The following is a 17,823-nucleotide window of genomic DNA, read 5'->3' on the forward strand; positions in this document are numbered from 1 at the left end:
AATATGAAATATGTGGTTTTAAAAGGTTGTGCCGGTTTAGGTAATAGACTAATAACAGCTATGAAAGCAATACAGTATGCAAAAATAACTGATAGATGTCTTTTTATAGACTGGTCTGACGGTTTATTAGGACCGAAAGGAATAAATATATTTGATGAATATTTCCAAATAGTAGATAAAGAAATTAAATTATTAAATACGAATGATAAAAGCAAAAATATATTATTATATATATTGAAAAAAGGAGCTTCATCATACCCTTATTCTTTAAATGAAAAAGATATTAATGAATCTCTTTATGATTGTTTTTATTGTAATGATACATTGATTTCTAAAAAGGTTCCATTGTATAGAGTTATTATTTCTTTTTTGTTTAAATATAAGCTTGGTATGTTGTTTGGTTTACAATGCTGGATAAGGAAACCAAAAACAGGGGTTGGTTATAAAAAAATGCTTTTAAATATAAATGGTGATGATTGCTTTTGTCTTGGTGGTAGTCTAAAAAGAAACATGAAAGAAGATATTGTTTTATTTGCTGATTTTAGACCGCTATGTAATATGTCTGAATTTAATACTACAATTAGATTAAGAGATACGTACAGAAAACGTTTTGAAAAGTTTGCAAAAGAGAATGGATTAAATAATGCTATAGGTATTCATGTTAGATATACTGATAAAAAACCTAAACGTAAATTAGTTTGTTTGATTAATATTATAGAAAGAATAATGTTGAATGATGAAAATATGAAATTATTCTTATCAACAGATAATCTGGATATTCAAAATATGTTTAAGACAAAATATAACGATAGAGTTATTATCTATCCTAAATATTTGCCGGAAAATTCTATTATAGGGTTACATAAATGGGCAGAGATAAATGTATCTCAAAATCAAAAGAAAATAATGTTTGAAGAGTCTTTGGCAGATATGTATTTATTATCTATGTGTAAATATCTTTTTTGGCAGGGAAATTCTTCTTTTAGTTATATTTCAAAATTATTGAAAGATGAAAAATCTACAACTGTAAATTGGTTAGGGTGGTTAAGATAAATATATAGAAATGGCAAATAATAATATTCCATATCCTACGGACGCAAGTATCATTTTGACTTACAGATGTCCTATGAAATGCGTAATGTGTAACATTTGGAAAAATCAAACAAACAAGAGTGAAGAAATTGAGGCTAAGGACTTAAAGTCGCTACCCCGGTTAAAATTCATTAATTTGACAGGTGGTGAACCGTTTATTCGTGAGGACCTAGTGGATATTGTGGAGGAATGCTACAGGCATACTGATCGTATTGTTATCTCCACATCAGGATGGTTTGAGGATAAGATTATACTACTGGCAAAGAAATTCCCCAATATAGGCATTCGTATTAGTATGGAGGGGTTAAGTCAAAAGAATGATGAATTACGTGGGCGCATAGGAAGTTTTGATAAAGGGCTTCGCACGTTATTAATTTTAAAAGATATGGGATTAAAGGATATTGGTTTTGGATGTACAGTATCAAATAATAATTCGAGTGACATGCTTTCTCTCTACCTGTTAAGTAAGTCTCTCGGGATGGAGTTTGCAACAGCTGCTTTCCATAACTCATATTATTTCCATAAAGGAGATAATATCATCACGAATAAAGATGAAGTCTGTAGAAACTTTAAGCAACTGATTGAATGGCAACTTAAAGAAAATCACCCGAAGAGTTGGTTTCGTGCATGGTTTAATATGGGTTTGATTAACTATATAGAAGGAGGTAGACGTATGTTACCTTGTGAAGCAGGTTCTGCAAATTTCTTTATCGATCCATTTGGTGATGTATACCCTTGTAATGGATTGGAAGAAAAATATTGGAAAAAGTCAATGGGTAACATTCACGTGACTCACAACTTTATGGATATTTGGGAGAGCAAACAGGCACAAGAAGTGCGTTCTATGGTACGTAAATGCCCGAAAAATTGTTGGATGGTAGGCACTGCTAGCCCTGTAATGCATAAATATATTAAATACCCCTTGCTTTGGGCTTTGAAAAATAAAATTCGCAGCATGCAGGACAAATCAATATGTTTAGATAAAAAATGGTGTAATGTAGGACAGAACCTCTGCCAGGGAGATTTAAGAGATGAATTTTGAGTGATATTTTCTTATTTCATTTGATGTGTATTGAGACGAATATTGGTAGAGGTTCTATATTTTACAACAACAGGAAAACCAGAATGGATACTTGACCACAACAATATAAATTTTGTGCATTATTATTTCTATCGGGTGGTATACTTATCTCTATCGTAAATAGATATTAGAGTTTGATAAAAGTCATAAAATAATAATGAATTTGGTAGTTATTGGCACTCGTGGTATTCCTTATATCATGGGCGGTGTAGAAACACATTGCGAGGAATTGTTTCCTCGGATTGTGGAGAAAGGTATAAATGTGACAGTCTTTCGCCGAAAAAATTATGTACATGATAATTTAACAAAATGGAATGGAGTAAAATTAATTGATATAAAAACACCAAAAAAGAAATCTTTTGAAGCCATAATACATACATTTAAAGCTATTCTGAAAGCAAAAGCAATAAAAGCTGACATTGTACATATCCATGCCATAGGTCCTGCATTGTTAGTTCCTATAGCCAGATTGCTTGGTATGAAAGTTGTATTTACTCACCACGGGATGGATTATGACCGAGATAAATGGGGAAGAATAGCCAAAATCATGTTGAAATTGGGTGAATGTATGGGAACTTTATTTGCAAACGAAGTTATCGTTATATCGAAAGTTATCTATGATCTTCTGGTGAGGAAATACGGTAGGAAGGATTGTCATCTTATATATAATGGTGTACCACAACCTGAAATATGTGAATGTCTGGACTATTTTGAAGAACTGGGCGTTAAAAAAAAAGAATATATTCTATGCACGTGCCGTTTTGTCCCCGAAAAGAACTTACATCATTTGATTGAGGCTTATGTCTCTTTGCGTGAAAGTAAAACGATAAGTAGTAATATGAAATTAGTATTGGCTGGTGATACTGATTTTGAGGATAATTATTCCTTGAGATTAAAAGAGATGGCGCGTAAAAATGGAATAGTTTTGACTGGCTTTATAAAAGGTGATAAATTGCATTCTTTGCTAACTAATGCATGTTGTTATTGCCTACCCTCTAGCCACGAAGGATTACCTATCGCATTATTGGAAGCTATGAGTTATAGGTTACCAGTTGTGGTAAGTAATATTCCAGCTAATATGGAAATAGGATTGAATGAGAATAGTTATTTCCCTTGTGGTGATATTGAGCAGCTTATAAAGAAGCTAGGTGTAATTGCTTCACAGCCATTACAAAGGGTTACATATGATATAAGAAAATATGACTGGGATTATATCGCTTTACAAGTGAAAAATGTGTATGATAAGCTTATGCCTTGTGACTTTGATGCCACCAATAAATAGCCGTAAGATAAGCAAGTATCATAATGCTTACGTACAGAAGATTTATTTTGATAGGAGGTGATTAGACCATATTATAAACGACACATAGAGAAAATGAGTAAACATTTATATATGATTATTACTCCGGTGTACTTTATGTCTGTTGTTGGAACTTGATTTTATATTTGTAATTTATATATATAAATTTATGAGAAAAGTAGCATTAATCACAGGTATTACTGGCCAAGACGGTTCATTTTTAGCCGAATTTTTATTGGAGAAAGGATATGATGTGCATGGTACAATCCGTCGCTCGTCGGTGGATTTTCGTGAGCGCATTGCTCATTTGGAAGGACAGTTGAACTTCCATCTTCACTACGCAGATTTGAGTGACTCGATGAGTATACTACAGGTGGTAAATAAAGTTCGTCCAACAGAGATATATAATCTTGCGGCACAAAGTCATGTGCAAGTCTCGTTTGATTCGCCAGAATTCACAGCGGATGTAGATGCAACAGGAGTACTCCGTATATTGGAGGCTGTGCGCCAGTGTGAAATGACAAAATCTTGCCGTATCTATCAGGCTTCCACTTCCGAACTTTATGGTAAGGTGGAAGAAGTTCCTCAAAATGAGAATACACCATTCCATCCTTATAGTCCATATGCAGTAGCCAAACTATATGGTTATTGGATTGTAAAAGAGTATCGAGAGGCATATAATATGTATTGCTGCTCAGGTATTCTTTTTAACCATGAGAGTGAACGTCGTGGCGAGACTTTTGTAACTCGTAAAATAACATTAGCTGCAGCTCGCATTGCGCAGGGGAAGCAAGACAAACTTTATCTCGGCAATTTATCATCACTCCGTGACTGGGGCTATGCGAAGGATTATGTAGAATGCATGTGGTTGATTTTACAACATAAAACACCTGAGGATTTTGTCATTGCTACAGGAGAACAACACTCGGTAAGAGAATTTTGTTATTTGGCTTTTAAACATGTTGGCATCGAATTAGAATTTATGGGAATTGGAGAAAACGAGAAGGGGATAGATAAAGCTACAGGAAGAGTTCTTATAGAAGTGTCAAAGGAATTTTATCGTCCTACAGATGTTGTGAATCTCTGGGGTGATCCTACTAAAGCGAGGACAGAATTGGGATGGAATCCTGCTAAGACCAATTTTGAGGAGTTAGTTAAGATTATGATAGAAAATGATATGATGAAGGTTGCTATGGAACATGCTGGGGAGAAAGTGAAGACAAATCTTGTAGAGTATTTGGAAAAAGGTATCGTAAAATAATTCAATTATGTCATTAAACAAAGATTCAAAAATTTATGTGGCGGGTCATCACGGACTAGTTGGTTCTGCTATTTGGAAGAACTTAAAACAGAAAGGTTATAAGAATCTTGTTGGTCGTAGCCATAAAGAATTAGACTTACTAGATGGTGTAGCGGTGAAGACTTTTTTCGAAGAGGAAAAACCTGATGCAGTAGTGCTAGCTGCAGCTTATGTGGGTGGCATCATGGCAAACCTAAATTATCGTGCGGACTTCATCTATCAGAACTTACAGATACAGCAGAACGTGATAGGTGAGAGCTTCCGCCATGAGGTAAGGAAACTTCTTTTCTTGGGAAGTACTTGTATCTATCCTCGTGAGGCTTCACAACCAATAAAGGAAGAATATTTGCTTACTTCACCTTTAGAATATACTAATGAGCCATATGCAATCGCTAAGATTGCAGGGTTAAAGATGTGCGAAAGTTTCAACTTACAGTATCACACAAACTATATTGCTATAATGCCTACAAATCTGTATGGTCCCAATGATAATTTTCATTTAGAAAATAGTCATGTGCTACCAGCGATAATTCGTAAGATTTATCTGGCAAAATGCTTGAATGAGGGTGACTGGGATGCAATAAGAAAGGATCTTTATTTGCGACCAGTTGAAGGTATGAACGGTTCAGACTCTCAGGAAAAAATCCTCGCAAAATTAGCAAAGTTCGGAATTACTTCAAAAGTTGTCACACTTTGGGGTACAGGCACTCCTCTACGCGAATTCCTTTGGAGCGAAGATATGGCAGATGCTTCTGTATATGTATTACTAAATGTTGATTTCCATGATACTTATGAACCTGGACGTATCGATATTCGCAATTGCCATATCAATGTAGGTACAGGTAAAGAACTTTCCATAAAATCTGTTGCTGAGATGGTTATAGCGGAAATTGGATTTAAGGGTAAACTGTGTTGGGATGTTTCGAAACCAGATGGTACGATACGCAAACTGACAGATGTTACTAAACTACATAATCTTGGATGGCGTCATAAGGTAGATATTGATGAGGGTATTCACAAAATTTATGAGTGGTATCTGAATAGCATTTATATTAATTATAAATAATATGGGATTGATTTCATAAATCCACATATATAGAATATCTATAGAGCTGTCCGAATTTACGGACAAATCAGTAAAACCTTCTCTGTTAGAATACTAGACATGAATCAGCAACATTAACAATATCTCCATCCAACCCTTCTTTCAGCCACTGCCGAAGATCTTAAAAGAATGGGTCTGACCTTTTCTACTATTTCACTGTCTTTACAGTGGCATTCCGGGCGTGAGGGATAAATTTTCCCCCTCCCGGAATTTTCATGAAAGAACAATTGATTGCTCTGTTTGACGGACATAGACCTTCCGTCCGAAAGTATTATGAGTATTTAGAATGCATGCCTCTCGAACAAAGAGGCATTTTTTGTAAACAAACGTATGGTATCGCCCTGGCTGAATGGAACGAACTGGGACCGGCATACCAACAGTTTTTTATCTGCCTGATAAAAAAAGAACGGCAACAATTTGTTGATTATATTCGGCAAGAGACGGTACTCGGTAAGTTTTTGTATGAAGCGGATGATTTGAATCTGTTACTGAAAGTGCTTAATTTATGGATGCAACCGTATAAAAACAGTAAACCTTCTTATACGAAAATTTCTTTTTCTTTGTCACTCGCCTTCAAAACAGACTTGTCTCTCAAATATTTAGCAGATAAAATCAGGTATTCACAAATGGATTCGTTTGATTTTGCCGAGTTTTTGGAAAAAAGCAATGGGATAGAATAATTGCACGATGATTTCAGCCTTATCCTATCATACCAACAGATTTTTGTCAAAAGAGATTCCTTGCCACTGCTTTTTTAACGGTTTTTCGCTATCACACATTTGTGCTGTTCCCGATAACGGGGATATAACTTAAAAAACAATTTTAATTATGGCACAAGGGTATGTATTGGTGCTCCGTCCGTCGGACCCAAGTAACAAAGATTCAGAAAAGAAGTATTATGCAGTATCAAAAAGTACTGGAGAAGTAGACCTGAATTATTTAGGAAAACTGATTGCCGCACGAAGTGCAGTCTCTTCCGCTGACGTGAAATCGGTATTAGATAACTTGAATTTTTTCACGGATTTGGAATTGCAGGAAGGGAAAATCATACGATGGGGTGAATTAGGTAGTTTCCGTATTACTGTAGGAAGTGAAGGGGTTAAAGATAAAACAAAATTTAATGCAAGCATGGTTTGGCCATCCCGCTTGGTTTTTACTCCCGGGGCTGATTTAAAAGGGACTAAGCGGTTACTGAAATTTTCACATGTCGGAGAGACTGGTGAGAAATCCAATGATGGAGAGAGTGACGGAGATAAACCGTCTGAACTTTAATTGTCTGATAATGGATGATTGAATATCGCTCCTATATGAAAAAAGTGACGATTCAATTGACAATGGCAATCCTGCTCGTATTGAGCGGGATTGTCCTGATTTTCTCCGGTTTCTGGATAGCACCGGCAGGAGAAATTCATAATAGTGTGTTAGTGGCTTTCGGAGAGGTCAGCACGTTTGCCGGAGCATTATTCGGCGTGGATTACTCATACAAACTGAAAATTGATAATGGAAGATTAAAAGCAAAAAAAGATGAAAGAAATAATTAGTGAACATTTTAATATGGATGAATTTATTTACAGTGCAACGGCAATCGAACAAGCTCTTGACAATACTCCGCCGATTGAAGCGCAGATAGCAATCCGCAACTTGGTGAACCGGTTACTGGAACCTTTGCGAGGTTATACAAATAAGCCTCTTATTGTATGAACCGGATGAGTTAAATCTATTATTGAAGGTGCTTAATTTATGGATGCAACCTCACCAAAGCATTAGCCCTTCCTACACGGAAATCTCTTTTTCTTTGTTACTGGCTTTCAATATAAATCTGTCGATTAAATATTTATCAGACAAAATCCGGTATTCCCGAATGGATTCTTTTGATTTTGTGGAATTATTGGAAAGAAGCAGGGGAATAGAGTAATGGCAGAATCTCTGATTAAGATGCATAGAATAATTCCTGTAATGTGTTGTTTATCTTTCTTATTTACCGTAAATTTGGACACATCATAATAATCTTAACGCCTATGTCTGCTCAAATCACTTTAAAATGGAAAAAAGATTCGACTTTTGAAACGGAGTTGAATGGTCATCCTCTCATTATCGACACCGCAGTAGAGAATGGAGGTAACGACGAAGGACCACGTCCAAAAGCTCTTATGCTTGTAGCTTTGGCAGGATGTACGGGAATGGATGTTGCCCCTCTTTTCCGAAAAATGCGAATACGTTTTGAAAGCTTGTCTATAGATGTTACAGCCGGAACCTCGGATGGCATCCCCATGGTTTATACAGATTTTCATGTAACTTACCATGTGGTCGGAAACCCGGCAGACAGTGCAAAAATACAGAAAGCTATCCGCCTGTCCCAGGAAAAATATTGTGGGGTAACGGTTATGATGAAGAAAATAGCCCCGGTAACCTGGTCCGTAATCCTGAATGGTACTCTACTTGATGTGGATTTTACCGACAAATAACGAACAACGCTTATTGCACGGCTAAATTTAAAATTTTATCTTTGTGCGGTCTTAATGATAGCGATTTTACGATAAAAATAGCATAAAGTTTTATTATCACTTTAATATAATAAATTAGCGATTATGATTTATTCACATGAAGTTCAACACATGTGTGTTGTAAAAAAGGGAGCTAACCACCAGAGTGCTCCGATTCCTGAAGAAGGAAAGTGGGTTAGAGCAACTCAGATCACAGACATTTCTGGTTTGACTCACGGTATCGGTTGGTGTGCACCGAAACAGGGTGGATGTAAACTGACTCTGAACGTTAAGGAAGGAATTATCCAGGAAGCTCTTGTTGAAACAATCGGTTGTTCCGGTATGACTCACTCTGCAGCTATGGCTTCAGAAATTCTTCCGGGTAAAACGCTGTTGGAAGCTTTGAACACTGACCTTGTTTGTGACGCTATCAACACTGCAATGCGTGAATTGTTCCTGCAGATCGTTTATGGTCGTACACAGTCTGCTTTCTCTGAAGGCGGTCTGCCTATCGGTGCAGGTCTGGAAGATTTGGGTAAAGGTCTGCGTAGCCAGGTAGGTACTATGTTCGGTACTTTGGCAAAAGGTGTTCGTTACCTGGAAATGGCTGAAGGATACTGTACTCGTATGGCTTTGGATGCTGACGATGAAGTAATCGGTTATGAATTTATCCACCTGGGCAAATTCATGGATATGGTAAAGAAGGGTATGGATGCTAACGAAGCACTGGAAAAAGCCAAAGGTTCTTACGGTCGTTTCAAAGAAGCTGTAAAATATATCGATCCTCGTAATGAATAAGAAAACATTAACACGCGTCCTGTGGGGACTGATTGTTATCACTGTGATAGCAACGGTTATTACTTATTTTGTGATGAAACCGGATCGTCCCTGGATGGCTTTCTATGTAGCCTGTTGCGGAGGTGTGCTTGTTTTCAATTTTCTGATATCTTTATTCCTGGTAAATAAGAATTTAAAAAAGTAAAAATAATATGGCTTTATTTGAAAGTTATGACCGTCGTATCGATCATATCAACGCGGTTTTAAAAGAATATGGCATCAACGGTATCGAAGATGCAAAAGCAATTTGTGATGCAAAAGGTATCGATCCTTATACAATGTGTAAGGAAACACAGCCTATCTGTTTTGAAAATGCTTGTTGGGCTTATGTAGTAGGTGCTGCTATCGCTATCAAGAAAGGTTGTGTAAATGCTGCCGACGCTGCTGAAGCTATCGGTATCGGTTTGCAGGCATTCTGTATTGCAGGTTCTGTAGCTGAAGACCGTAAGGTTGGTATTGGCCATGGTAACCTGGCTGCCCGTCTGTTGCGTGAAGAAACAAAATGTTTCGCTTTCTTGGCTGGTCACGAATCTTTCGCAGCTGCTGAAGGTGCTATCAAGATTGCTGAAATGGCAAACAAAGTTCGTAAAGAACCGTTGCGTGTTATCCTGAACGGTCTGGGTAAAGATGCTGCTAAAATCATTTCACGTATCAATGGCTTTACTTACGTTCAGACTCAGTTCGATTATATGACTGGCGATGTTAATGTAATCGAAGAAAAAGCATACTCTACAGGTTTGCGTGCTAAAGTTAAGTGCTATGGTGCTGACGATGTTCGTGAAGGTGTTGCTATCATGCGTAAAGAAGGTGTTGATGTATCTATCACAGGTAACTCAACTAACCCGACTCGCTTCCAGCACCCTGTTGCAGGTACTTATAAGAAAGAATGTATGGAAAATGGTCATCCGTACTTCTCTGTAGCATCAGGTGGTGGTACAGGCCGTACTTTGCACCCGGATAACATGGCTGCAGGTCCTGCTTCTTATGGTATGACCGATACTATGGGCCGTATGCATGGTGACGCTCAGTTTGCCGGTTCTTCATCAGTTCCTGCTCACGTAGAAATGATGGGCTTCCTGGGTATGGGTAACAACCCGATGGTAGGTGCTACTGTTGCTGTAGCGGTTGCTATTGAAGAAGCTATGAAGAAGTAATTAGTTACTTTATATAATTAAAAGGGGCTGTCCAAAAAGTCGGATAGCCCCTTTTGCTATTGTTTATTTCGGTAAAAAGTATTATCTTACCGTTGCAAAAAAACAAACATTATAGCAATGGCTAAGATAGTATTTAAAGAGTTAACATCCAACCAAAATGTACTTTTTCCGGCCAGCTTATCGGAAAAGATAGCTCCCAATCATCCCGTTCGTGTTGTAAACAGTGTTGTAGACGCCTTGGATATTAGTTGTCTGCTCTGGGCATATAAAGGAGGAGGTAGCAGCAGCTACCATCCCCGTATGATGCTCAAAGTTCTGTTTTATGCATATCTGAACAATATCTATTCTTGTCGCAAAATAGAAAAGGCCTTGCAGGAGAATATTCACTTCATGTGGTTGTCTGGTAATAGTACTCCCGATTTCCGCACGATCAATGATTTCCGCGGCAAACGTTTAAAAGAACACATAAAATCGTTGTTTTCAGCCATTGTTCTGCTGTTACAGGAATCCGGCTATGTCAGTTTGGATGTACAGTATATCGATGGTACCAAAGTGGAATCAGCATCCAACCGCTACACTTTTGTCTGGCGTGGTAGCGTGGAAAAGAACAAGGTAAAACTGGAGTCGAAAATACAGTCAATCCTTAGTGAGGTTGACAAACATATCGAGCAGGATAAACAGGAAAGGACACCGGATACCTTACCGGATATGGATTCCTGTGGTTTGCGGGAAAAAGTGGGCGCTTTAAACAAACGGCTCTCCGGGATGAACAAAGCTGAGCAGAAACAAATCAAAAAGTTACAGGAAGAATATCTGCCCCGCCTTGCCAAATACGAATCGCAATTAGAGAAATTAGGGGATCGTAATTCTTTCAGTAAGACAGATGAGGATGCGACCTTCATGCGCATGAAAGAGGATCATATGAAAAACGGGCAATTGAAACCTGCCTATAACATACAGATTGCTACAGAGAATCAATTTATTACCAATCTGGGAATTTACAGGCGAGCCGGAGATACGGGAACTTTAATTTCTTTTTTGAAAGATTTTCGAGAGACTTATCATAGGCAATCCTCTATAGTAGTGGCCGATGCCGGTTATGGAAGTGAACAAAACTACGAGTTTATGGAGAATGCGGGTATAGAGGCTTTTGTCAAGTACAATTATTTCCACAAAGAGCAGAAGCGTGCCTGGAAGAAGGATGCTTTTGCCATACAGAACCTTTACTACAACCGGGAAAGGGATTATTACGTATGCCCGATGGGACAACATATGGAATATAAAGGTCAAAGGAAAAGTAAATCCGATTTGGGATATGTATCCATACTGAAGCGTTATCAGGCACAAAATTGTGAGGGGTGCCCGCTGAAATCTCAATGCCATAAATCAAAGGCCAACCGGATCATAGAAGTTAACTATAACCTTAACAGGTATAAACAAAAAGCACGGGAAAAGCTCATGAGTGAGGAAGGTATTTATCATCGGGGCAGACGATGTACAGAACCGGAAGCTGTCTTTGCACAGATAAAGCATAACTCGGCGTGGAACCGGTTTAGATTAAGAGGGTTGGAGAAGGTAAAAACAGAGTTTACCCTGGTTGCTATTGCACATAATCTAAGGAAACTGGCTAAAAAAGCCGGCTTTCTTTTATTGTTTACTTATTTCTGTAGGATGACTTCTCGAAGAGAGATAATTGAGAAGACCAAAGATGTTTTAAAAATAAAAATGGATAATAAACGGGCAGCATAACAAAAAAAGAAGGCATCCTTTTCAGACACCTTCTTTTCTAAAAATATAGAAGTGCTTCTTATTTAACCAAATTATGGTTTTTGAATACTCTATGAATAGCTTCCAATGCATAATCAAGCTGTTCTTTGGTATGTGTAGCCATTAAAGAGAAGCGGATTAACGTATCTTCCGGTGCTACAGCAGGCGAAACAACCGGATTGACGAAGATACCTGCTTCAAACAATTCCTTAACAATAAGGAATGTTAAGTCGTTGTCGCGGATAAACAACGGAATAATCGGAGTCGATGTGTGACCGATTTCACAACCCATATTACGGAAACCATCCAAAGCGTAGTGTGTCAGATCCCATAAATGCTCGATACGTTCAGGTTCCTGCAACATTATATCGAGTGCTGCACTGGCAGCAGCTGTTGCCGACGGAGTGTTGCTGGCACTGAAGATATATGAACGTGAGTTATGACGAAGATAATTGATCGTATCTTTATCCGAAGCGATAAATCCACCTATTGAAGCAAGCGATTTACTGAATGTACCCATAATCAGGTCTACATCATCTGTAACACCAAAATGGTTACAAGTACCGCGTCCGTGGTCTCCTAATACTCCTAAGCCGTGAGCCTCGTCTACCATAACACTTGCGTTATATTTCTTTGCTAAAGCAACAATTTCAGGTAGTTTGGCAACATCACCTTCCATACTGAATACACCATCGATAACGATTAGTTTCACCTTGTCCGGTTCACATTTCTGGAGTTGTTTTTCCAGAGAATCCATATCGTTGTGTTTGTACTTTAATTTGGTAGAGAAGGATAAGCGGTGACCTTCAATGATGGATGCATGGTCCAATTCGTCCCAAAGGATATAATCTTCGCGTCCGGTCAAGCAGGAAACAACACCTAAATTTACCTGGAAACCTGTGGAATATACAATAGCATCATCTTTTCCTACGAATTCTGCCAATCGTTTTTCCAACTGAATGTGCAAATCCAAAGTTCCGTTAAGAAAACGCGAACCGGCACAACCTGTACCATATTTTTTTATGGCTGCGATAGCTGCCTCTTTGACTTTCGGGTGGTTTGTCAATCCGAGATAGGCATTGGAACCAAACATCAGGACTTTTTTACCACTAATCATTACTTCTGTGTCCTGATCGCTTTCAATCATTCTGAAGTAAGGATAAATTCCAGCAGCCATTGCGCGCTGAGGTGCATCGTACTTTGATAATTTCTCTTGTAACAGTTTCATATTATAATAAAGAGAATGATTTTTCTCGCTACATGTTATTCTTAAAAAGAACTCAGGATTTTAGGCCTGCATATTATCTATGTTTCGGCAAATCCAGCCGCAAAAGTAGTAAAAAAATAACTTATAGTAGCCTAAATGCTTTAAAAGTTTTACAAAAGCATTATTTTTGTCTTTTCAAAGTAAGCTAAAAAAGGATGGATAATCATAAAATCAATGTACGTGCAATAATTAACCCTATTTCTGGTGTTGGCTCAAAAAGGAAAATACCTAAGATGATAGAGAATGCTTTTCGTGATTGCGGTTGTAATCTGGAAATATCTTTTACCGAATATCCCGGTCATGCAAGCGAATTAACCAAGTTGGCTGTCGATCAAGGTGCAAATTGCATTATTGCGGTAGGAGGGGATGGGACTGTGAATGAGATAGCTCGTGCTATGATACATTCGAATGCTGTGTTGGGTATTATACCGAAAGGTTCCGGCAATGGTCTCGCACGGGAGTTGCATATCCCGATAGATGCACGTCGTGCATTGGATTTAATAGTCAAGGGACATAAAACGACTATCGATTGTTGTAAAGCAAACGGGCGTATATTCTTTTGTACATGCGGTGTCGGTTTTGATGCGGCTGTGAGCCAAAAGTTCGCAGGAGAAAAACGCCGTGGCTCTCTTACCTATATAAAAAATACGGTGGAAGAATACCTGAGCTATAAACCTGAACCTTATGAACTGTTGGTGGATAACCAAACAATCAAAGAAAAAGCTTTTTTGGTGGCTTGTGGAAATGCATCCCAATATGGTAATAATGCATTTATTGCTCCTCATGCAAATATACAGGATGGTAAAATGGATATAACTATATTGTCTCCATTTACTCCATTGGATATAGCTCCATTAGCGATTCAGTTGTTCACTAAGCAAATAGACCGTAATAGTAAAATAAAAACTTTTAAGGGACAATCCGTTACGATAATCCGTCAAAAGCCGGGTGTAATGCATCTGGATGGTGAGCCTATTATGGCCGATAGCAAGATTGAAATCTCTATCATTCCTAAATCATTGAATGTATTTACCCCGGAAACCGTATCCTTCACTGAAGAAGTTCATAACCTGTTTGGAGAAGTATCCCGTTTCTTTGATAAAAACCTCCCTTACATCTTCAGATAAAAATCTTTTGTCAGAGATATATAGTCTTTAGTGTATTGGTGACGGGCTTCTTCTATAACTAACTTTTCCGTGATCAAAGAGTTGGGCGATTCCGAAAGTTCAACCAGGAAACGTTTGGGAGAAGCCCCGGGTACAGGTATGATATCTGTTCTTTTGTTTATATATAAGTTGTTCTCTTTTGCTATGGTGGATAAATAATCCAATAGTTCAAAAGGTAAAATTAACGCGATTCGTCCGGAAGATGACAGTAACATTCGGGAGTTTTTGACAAGGTCCGGGATTGAGAGTGTATCCGTATGCCGCGCTGTATTCCTGTTTATATTCGGACATTTAAGGGAATTTACAAAATAGGGAGGATTGGATACAATTAGATCATATCTGCTTGTACATGTAGCGGAATAGTCTGTGAAATCCGTATGAATAGTACGAATACGTCCGGCAAAAGGGGAAGCCGCAACATTATCCATCGCTTGTAAGCAAGCTTCCTTATTTATATCTATCGCATCGATAAGTGCATTGCTCCTTTGTGCAAGCATTAAGGCTATAAGCCCTGTCCCGGTTCCTATGTCCAATATGTTTTTACATGATTCCGTATTTGCCCAAGCGCCCAATAGAACACCGTCCGTGCCTACTTTCATCGCACATTTATCGTGGTAGATGGTAAATTGTTTAAATTGAAAATATGAATTAGCCATGCTTTTTTATAATGTCGGATGCAAATGTAGTCAGATATGAGTTAAAAACATTAACTTTGGCACGATTATTGAATAGACACAATATAATGTATAATAGTTTAGAAGAATGGCTGTATTAAACAGGCTTGACAGATTTGGGAGTAATATATGAAGAAAGATAAGATAACAATGTTCGCTGAAGAGGTGTACAATGACTTGGAAGATAATATAGGTATTGTAATGCCTATTTTAACGGATTGTGATGTAGATGAGGATTTTACGGAAGGAGTAGATAAAGTGGGAGAAGAACTGCCTATATTACCGCTTCGTAATATGGTATTATTTCCGGGTGTGGCTATGCCTGTTATGGTTGGGCGCTCTAAATCCATGCGCCTGATAAAGGAGGCTTCCCATAAGAAAAAATTAATAGGTGTTGTTTGTCAACGGGATATGGAAACAGATGATCCTGAATTTAAGGATTTGTATCCGGTTGGAGTAGTCGCAGAAATTGTGCGTCTTTTGGAAATGCCGAATGGTACGACAACTGTTATTCTTCAGGGTAAAAAACGTTTTGAACTGAAAGAGTTGACTTCTGTGGAACCCTTCCTGGTCGGTAAGATTTCTATGTTGGAAGATAAAATGCCTGCAAAAAACGATAAAGAGTTTGAGGCTTTGACTTCTACCATTAAGGATTTGACAATCAAAATGATTTCGGCAAATGCGGAACCTCCTCGCGATTTGATATTTTCAATAAAGAATAATAAGAATATTATTTATCTGATCAATTTTGCATGCAGTAATATACCTACCGGAGCAGCGGAGAAACAGGACTTATTATTGATAGGCGATTTGAAAGACCGTGCTTATCGGTTATTGTTTATTCTGAACCGTGAATATCAGCTAATAGAATTGAAGGCTGCTATTCAGATGAAGACGCATGAAGATATCAATCAGCAACAGAAAGAGTATTTCCTTCAACAGCAGATAAAAACAATTCAGGAAGAATTGGGAGGAAATATCAATGAATTAGAGATTAGAGAGTTGCGTGAAAAGGCAGCCAAAAAGAAATGGTCTTCAAATGTTGCTGAGATTTTCGAAAAGGAAGTACGCAAGTTGGAGCGTTTGCATCCACAATCTCCAGACTTTTCAATCCAGACCCAATATGTACAGAATATCGTAAATCTGCCTTGGAACGAGTACAGCAAAGATAACTTCAATCTGGCGCATGCCCAAAAAGTATTGGACCGTGACCATTTCGGATTGGAGAAGGTAAAAGAACGTATCATAGAACATCTTGCCGTGTTGAAATTGAAAGGAGATATGAAATCTCCGATTATTTGCCTGTATGGTCCTCCGGGAGTTGGTAAAACCTCTCTGGGAAAATCTATTGCAGAATCCCTGAATCGTAAATATGTCAGGGTTTCATTAGGCGGTTTGCATGATGAAGCGGAAATACGTGGGCATCGCCGTACTTATATAGGTGCAATGTCCGGGCGTATTATCCAGAACTTACAAAAAGCTGGAACGTCTAACCCTGTGTTTGTACTTGATGAAATAGATAAAATTACAAATGATTTTAAAGGGGATCCGGCTTCTGCTTTATTGGAAGTTCTTGACCCGGAACAAAATAACGCTTTCCATGATAACTATCTGGATATAGATTATGATTTAAGCAAAGTGTTGTTTATCGCTACGGCAAATAACCTGAATACGATATCCCAGCCATTGCTGGACCGTATGGAACTGATTGAGGTTAGTGGCTATATCATGGAAGAAAAAGTGGAGATTGCAGCCCGGCACTTAGTCCCGAAGCAACGGGAGGCGCATGGCATACCGAAGGGAAAAGTAAAGTTTCAGAAGAAAACTTTGCAAGCAATTGTAGAATCATATACTCGTGAAAGCGGAGTCCGCGAACTGGATAAGAAGATTGCTAAAGTCATGCGTAAATTGGCTCGTAAAATAGCTGCGGATGAACCGGTTCCGACTCAAATTTCTCCGGAAGACTTGCATGAATATTTAGGTGCGGTAGAATATACCAAAGATAAATATCAGGGAAATGAATATGCGGGAGTTGTTACCGGATTGGCTTGGACTGCTGTAGGAGGAGAAATCCTTTTTGTAGAAACCAGTTTGAGCAAAGGAAAAGGCTCCAAGCTGACATTGACCGGTAACTTAGGGGATGTCATGAAAGAATCTGCCATGTTGGCACTTGAATATATTCATGCACATGCATCGCAATTTAAAATTTCAGAAGATTTATTCGAGAGCTGGAATGTACACATTCATGTACCGGAAGGGGCAATACCTAAGGATGGTCCGAGTGCCGGTATAACAATGGTCACTTCATTAGTGTCTGCATTTACCCAGCGTAAGGTAAAAAGTAATTTGGCTATGACAGGGGAAATTACCTTGCGTGGAAAAGTATTGCCGGTAGGAGGTATAAAAGAGAAGATACTTGCCGCTAAACGTGCCGGCATCAAAGAATTGATTCTCTGTAAAGAAAACCAGAAAGATATTGATGAAATTAAACCGGAGTATCTGAAAGGCTTGAACTTTCACTATGTTGAGGATATTCGCCAGGTGGTTGATTTGGCTTTGTTGAGGGAGAAAGTTGCAAATCCTTTGTTTTAAGTAGT

General features: G+C 38.2%; 18 protein-coding genes. 16 read left to right on the plus strand and 2 right to left on the minus strand.

Annotation, left to right across the window (positions count from 1 at the left end):
• Nucleotides 1–3: 3 nt before the first annotated feature.
• From ACGE0T_RS04340 to ACGE0T_RS04405, 14 genes are all read left to right on the plus strand, one after another.
• Nucleotides 4–1,053, plus strand: coding sequence for an O-fucosyltransferase family protein (locus ACGE0T_RS04340; RefSeq protein WP_459189312.1), 1,050 nt, complete (start codon nt 4–6; stop codon nt 1,051–1,053).
• 10 nt (nt 1,054–1,063) lie between these two features.
• Entirely contained in the window at nt 1,064–2,134 is a 1,071-nt protein-coding gene (locus tag ACGE0T_RS04345) for a radical SAM protein (RefSeq protein ID WP_459189313.1), read from the plus strand.
• 196 nt (nt 2,135–2,330) lie between these two features.
• Nucleotides 2,331–3,455: a glycosyltransferase family 4 protein gene (locus ACGE0T_RS04350; RefSeq protein ID WP_459189314.1), complete on the plus strand. Its 1,125-nt coding sequence runs from the start codon at nt 2,331–2,333 to the stop codon at nt 3,453–3,455.
• Nucleotides 3,456–3,642: 187 nt separating this feature from the next.
• On the plus strand, nt 3,643–4,734 hold the full coding sequence (gene gmd / locus ACGE0T_RS04355) for a GDP-mannose 4,6-dehydratase (protein ID WP_459189315.1): 1,092 nt from the start codon (nt 3,643–3,645) through the stop codon (nt 4,732–4,734).
• 7 nt (nt 4,735–4,741) lie between these two features.
• A complete protein-coding gene (locus tag ACGE0T_RS04360) occupies nt 4,742–5,839 on the plus strand; it encodes a GDP-L-fucose synthase family protein (protein ID WP_459189316.1) in 1,098 nt (365 codons plus the stop codon).
• A gap of 254 nt (nt 5,840–6,093) precedes the next feature.
• A complete protein-coding gene (locus ACGE0T_RS04365; RefSeq protein ID WP_459189317.1) occupies nt 6,094–6,558 on the plus strand; it encodes a hypothetical protein in 465 nt (154 codons plus the stop codon).
• 148 nt (nt 6,559–6,706) lie between these two features.
• Nucleotides 6,707–7,150 (plus strand): HU family DNA-binding protein, encoded by a 444-nt coding sequence (locus ACGE0T_RS04370; RefSeq protein ID WP_459189318.1) that lies wholly within the window; start codon nt 6,707–6,709, stop codon nt 7,148–7,150.
• 35 nt (nt 7,151–7,185) lie between these two features.
• The gene (locus ACGE0T_RS04375) at nt 7,186–7,419 is read left to right on the plus strand and encodes a hypothetical protein (protein WP_459189319.1); all 234 of its coding nucleotides are present in this window, start codon (nt 7,186–7,188) and stop codon (nt 7,417–7,419) included.
• On the plus strand, nt 7,403–7,579 hold the full coding sequence (locus tag ACGE0T_RS04380; protein WP_459189320.1) for a hypothetical protein: 177 nt from the start codon (nt 7,403–7,405) through the stop codon (nt 7,577–7,579). Before ACGE0T_RS04375 ends, ACGE0T_RS04380 begins: the two co-directional genes overlap by 17 nt.
• Before the next feature lie 317 nt (nt 7,580–7,896).
• A complete protein-coding gene (locus tag ACGE0T_RS04385; RefSeq protein WP_459189321.1) occupies nt 7,897–8,343 on the plus strand; it encodes an OsmC family protein in 447 nt (148 codons plus the stop codon).
• A gap of 123 nt (nt 8,344–8,466) precedes the next feature.
• On the plus strand, nt 8,467–9,159 hold the full coding sequence (locus ACGE0T_RS04390) for an iron-sulfur cluster assembly scaffold protein (protein WP_459189322.1): 693 nt from the start codon (nt 8,467–8,469) through the stop codon (nt 9,157–9,159).
• A complete protein-coding gene (locus ACGE0T_RS04395; protein WP_459189323.1) occupies nt 9,152–9,343 on the plus strand; it encodes a hypothetical protein in 192 nt (63 codons plus the stop codon). The genes ACGE0T_RS04390 and ACGE0T_RS04395 overlap by 8 nt, the downstream gene beginning before the upstream one ends.
• A 7-nt stretch (nt 9,344–9,350) precedes the next feature.
• Complete coding sequence (locus ACGE0T_RS04400; RefSeq protein ID WP_459189324.1) at nt 9,351–10,352, plus strand: GGGtGRT protein; 1,002 nt, start codon at nt 9,351–9,353, stop codon at nt 10,350–10,352.
• 117 nt (nt 10,353–10,469) lie between these two features.
• The gene (locus ACGE0T_RS04405; RefSeq protein ID WP_459186734.1) at nt 10,470–12,101 is read left to right on the plus strand and encodes an IS1182 family transposase; all 1,632 of its coding nucleotides are present in this window, start codon (nt 10,470–10,472) and stop codon (nt 12,099–12,101) included.
• A gap of 58 nt (nt 12,102–12,159) precedes the next feature.
• Here the strand turns inward: ACGE0T_RS04405 and spt are convergent, their stop codons facing one another.
• Nucleotides 12,160–13,347: a serine palmitoyltransferase gene (gene spt, locus ACGE0T_RS04410; RefSeq protein WP_459189325.1), complete on the minus strand. Its 1,188-nt coding sequence runs from the start codon at nt 13,345–13,347 to the stop codon at nt 12,160–12,162.
• A 194-nt stretch (nt 13,348–13,541) separates the two neighbouring features.
• Between spt and ACGE0T_RS04415 the strand changes: the two genes are divergently transcribed.
• The gene (locus ACGE0T_RS04415; protein WP_459189326.1) at nt 13,542–14,513 is read left to right on the plus strand and encodes a diacylglycerol/lipid kinase family protein; all 972 of its coding nucleotides are present in this window, start codon (nt 13,542–13,544) and stop codon (nt 14,511–14,513) included.
• On the opposite strand, the gene ACGE0T_RS04420 is transcribed toward ACGE0T_RS04415, so the two are convergent.
• Nucleotides 14,498–15,208 (minus strand): tRNA1(Val) (adenine(37)-N6)-methyltransferase, encoded by a 711-nt coding sequence (locus tag ACGE0T_RS04420; RefSeq protein WP_459189327.1) that lies wholly within the window; start codon nt 15,206–15,208, stop codon nt 14,498–14,500. The genes ACGE0T_RS04415 and ACGE0T_RS04420 overlap by 16 nt on opposite strands.
• 147 nt (nt 15,209–15,355) lie before the next feature.
• Between ACGE0T_RS04420 and lon the strand changes: the two genes are divergently transcribed.
• A complete protein-coding gene (gene lon, locus ACGE0T_RS04425; protein ID WP_459189328.1) occupies nt 15,356–17,818 on the plus strand; it encodes an endopeptidase La in 2,463 nt (820 codons plus the stop codon).
• Nucleotides 17,819–17,823 lie beyond the last annotated feature (5 nt).

The sequence above is a fragment of the Parabacteroides sp. APC149_11_2_Y6 genome (genome assembly GCF_054506995.1).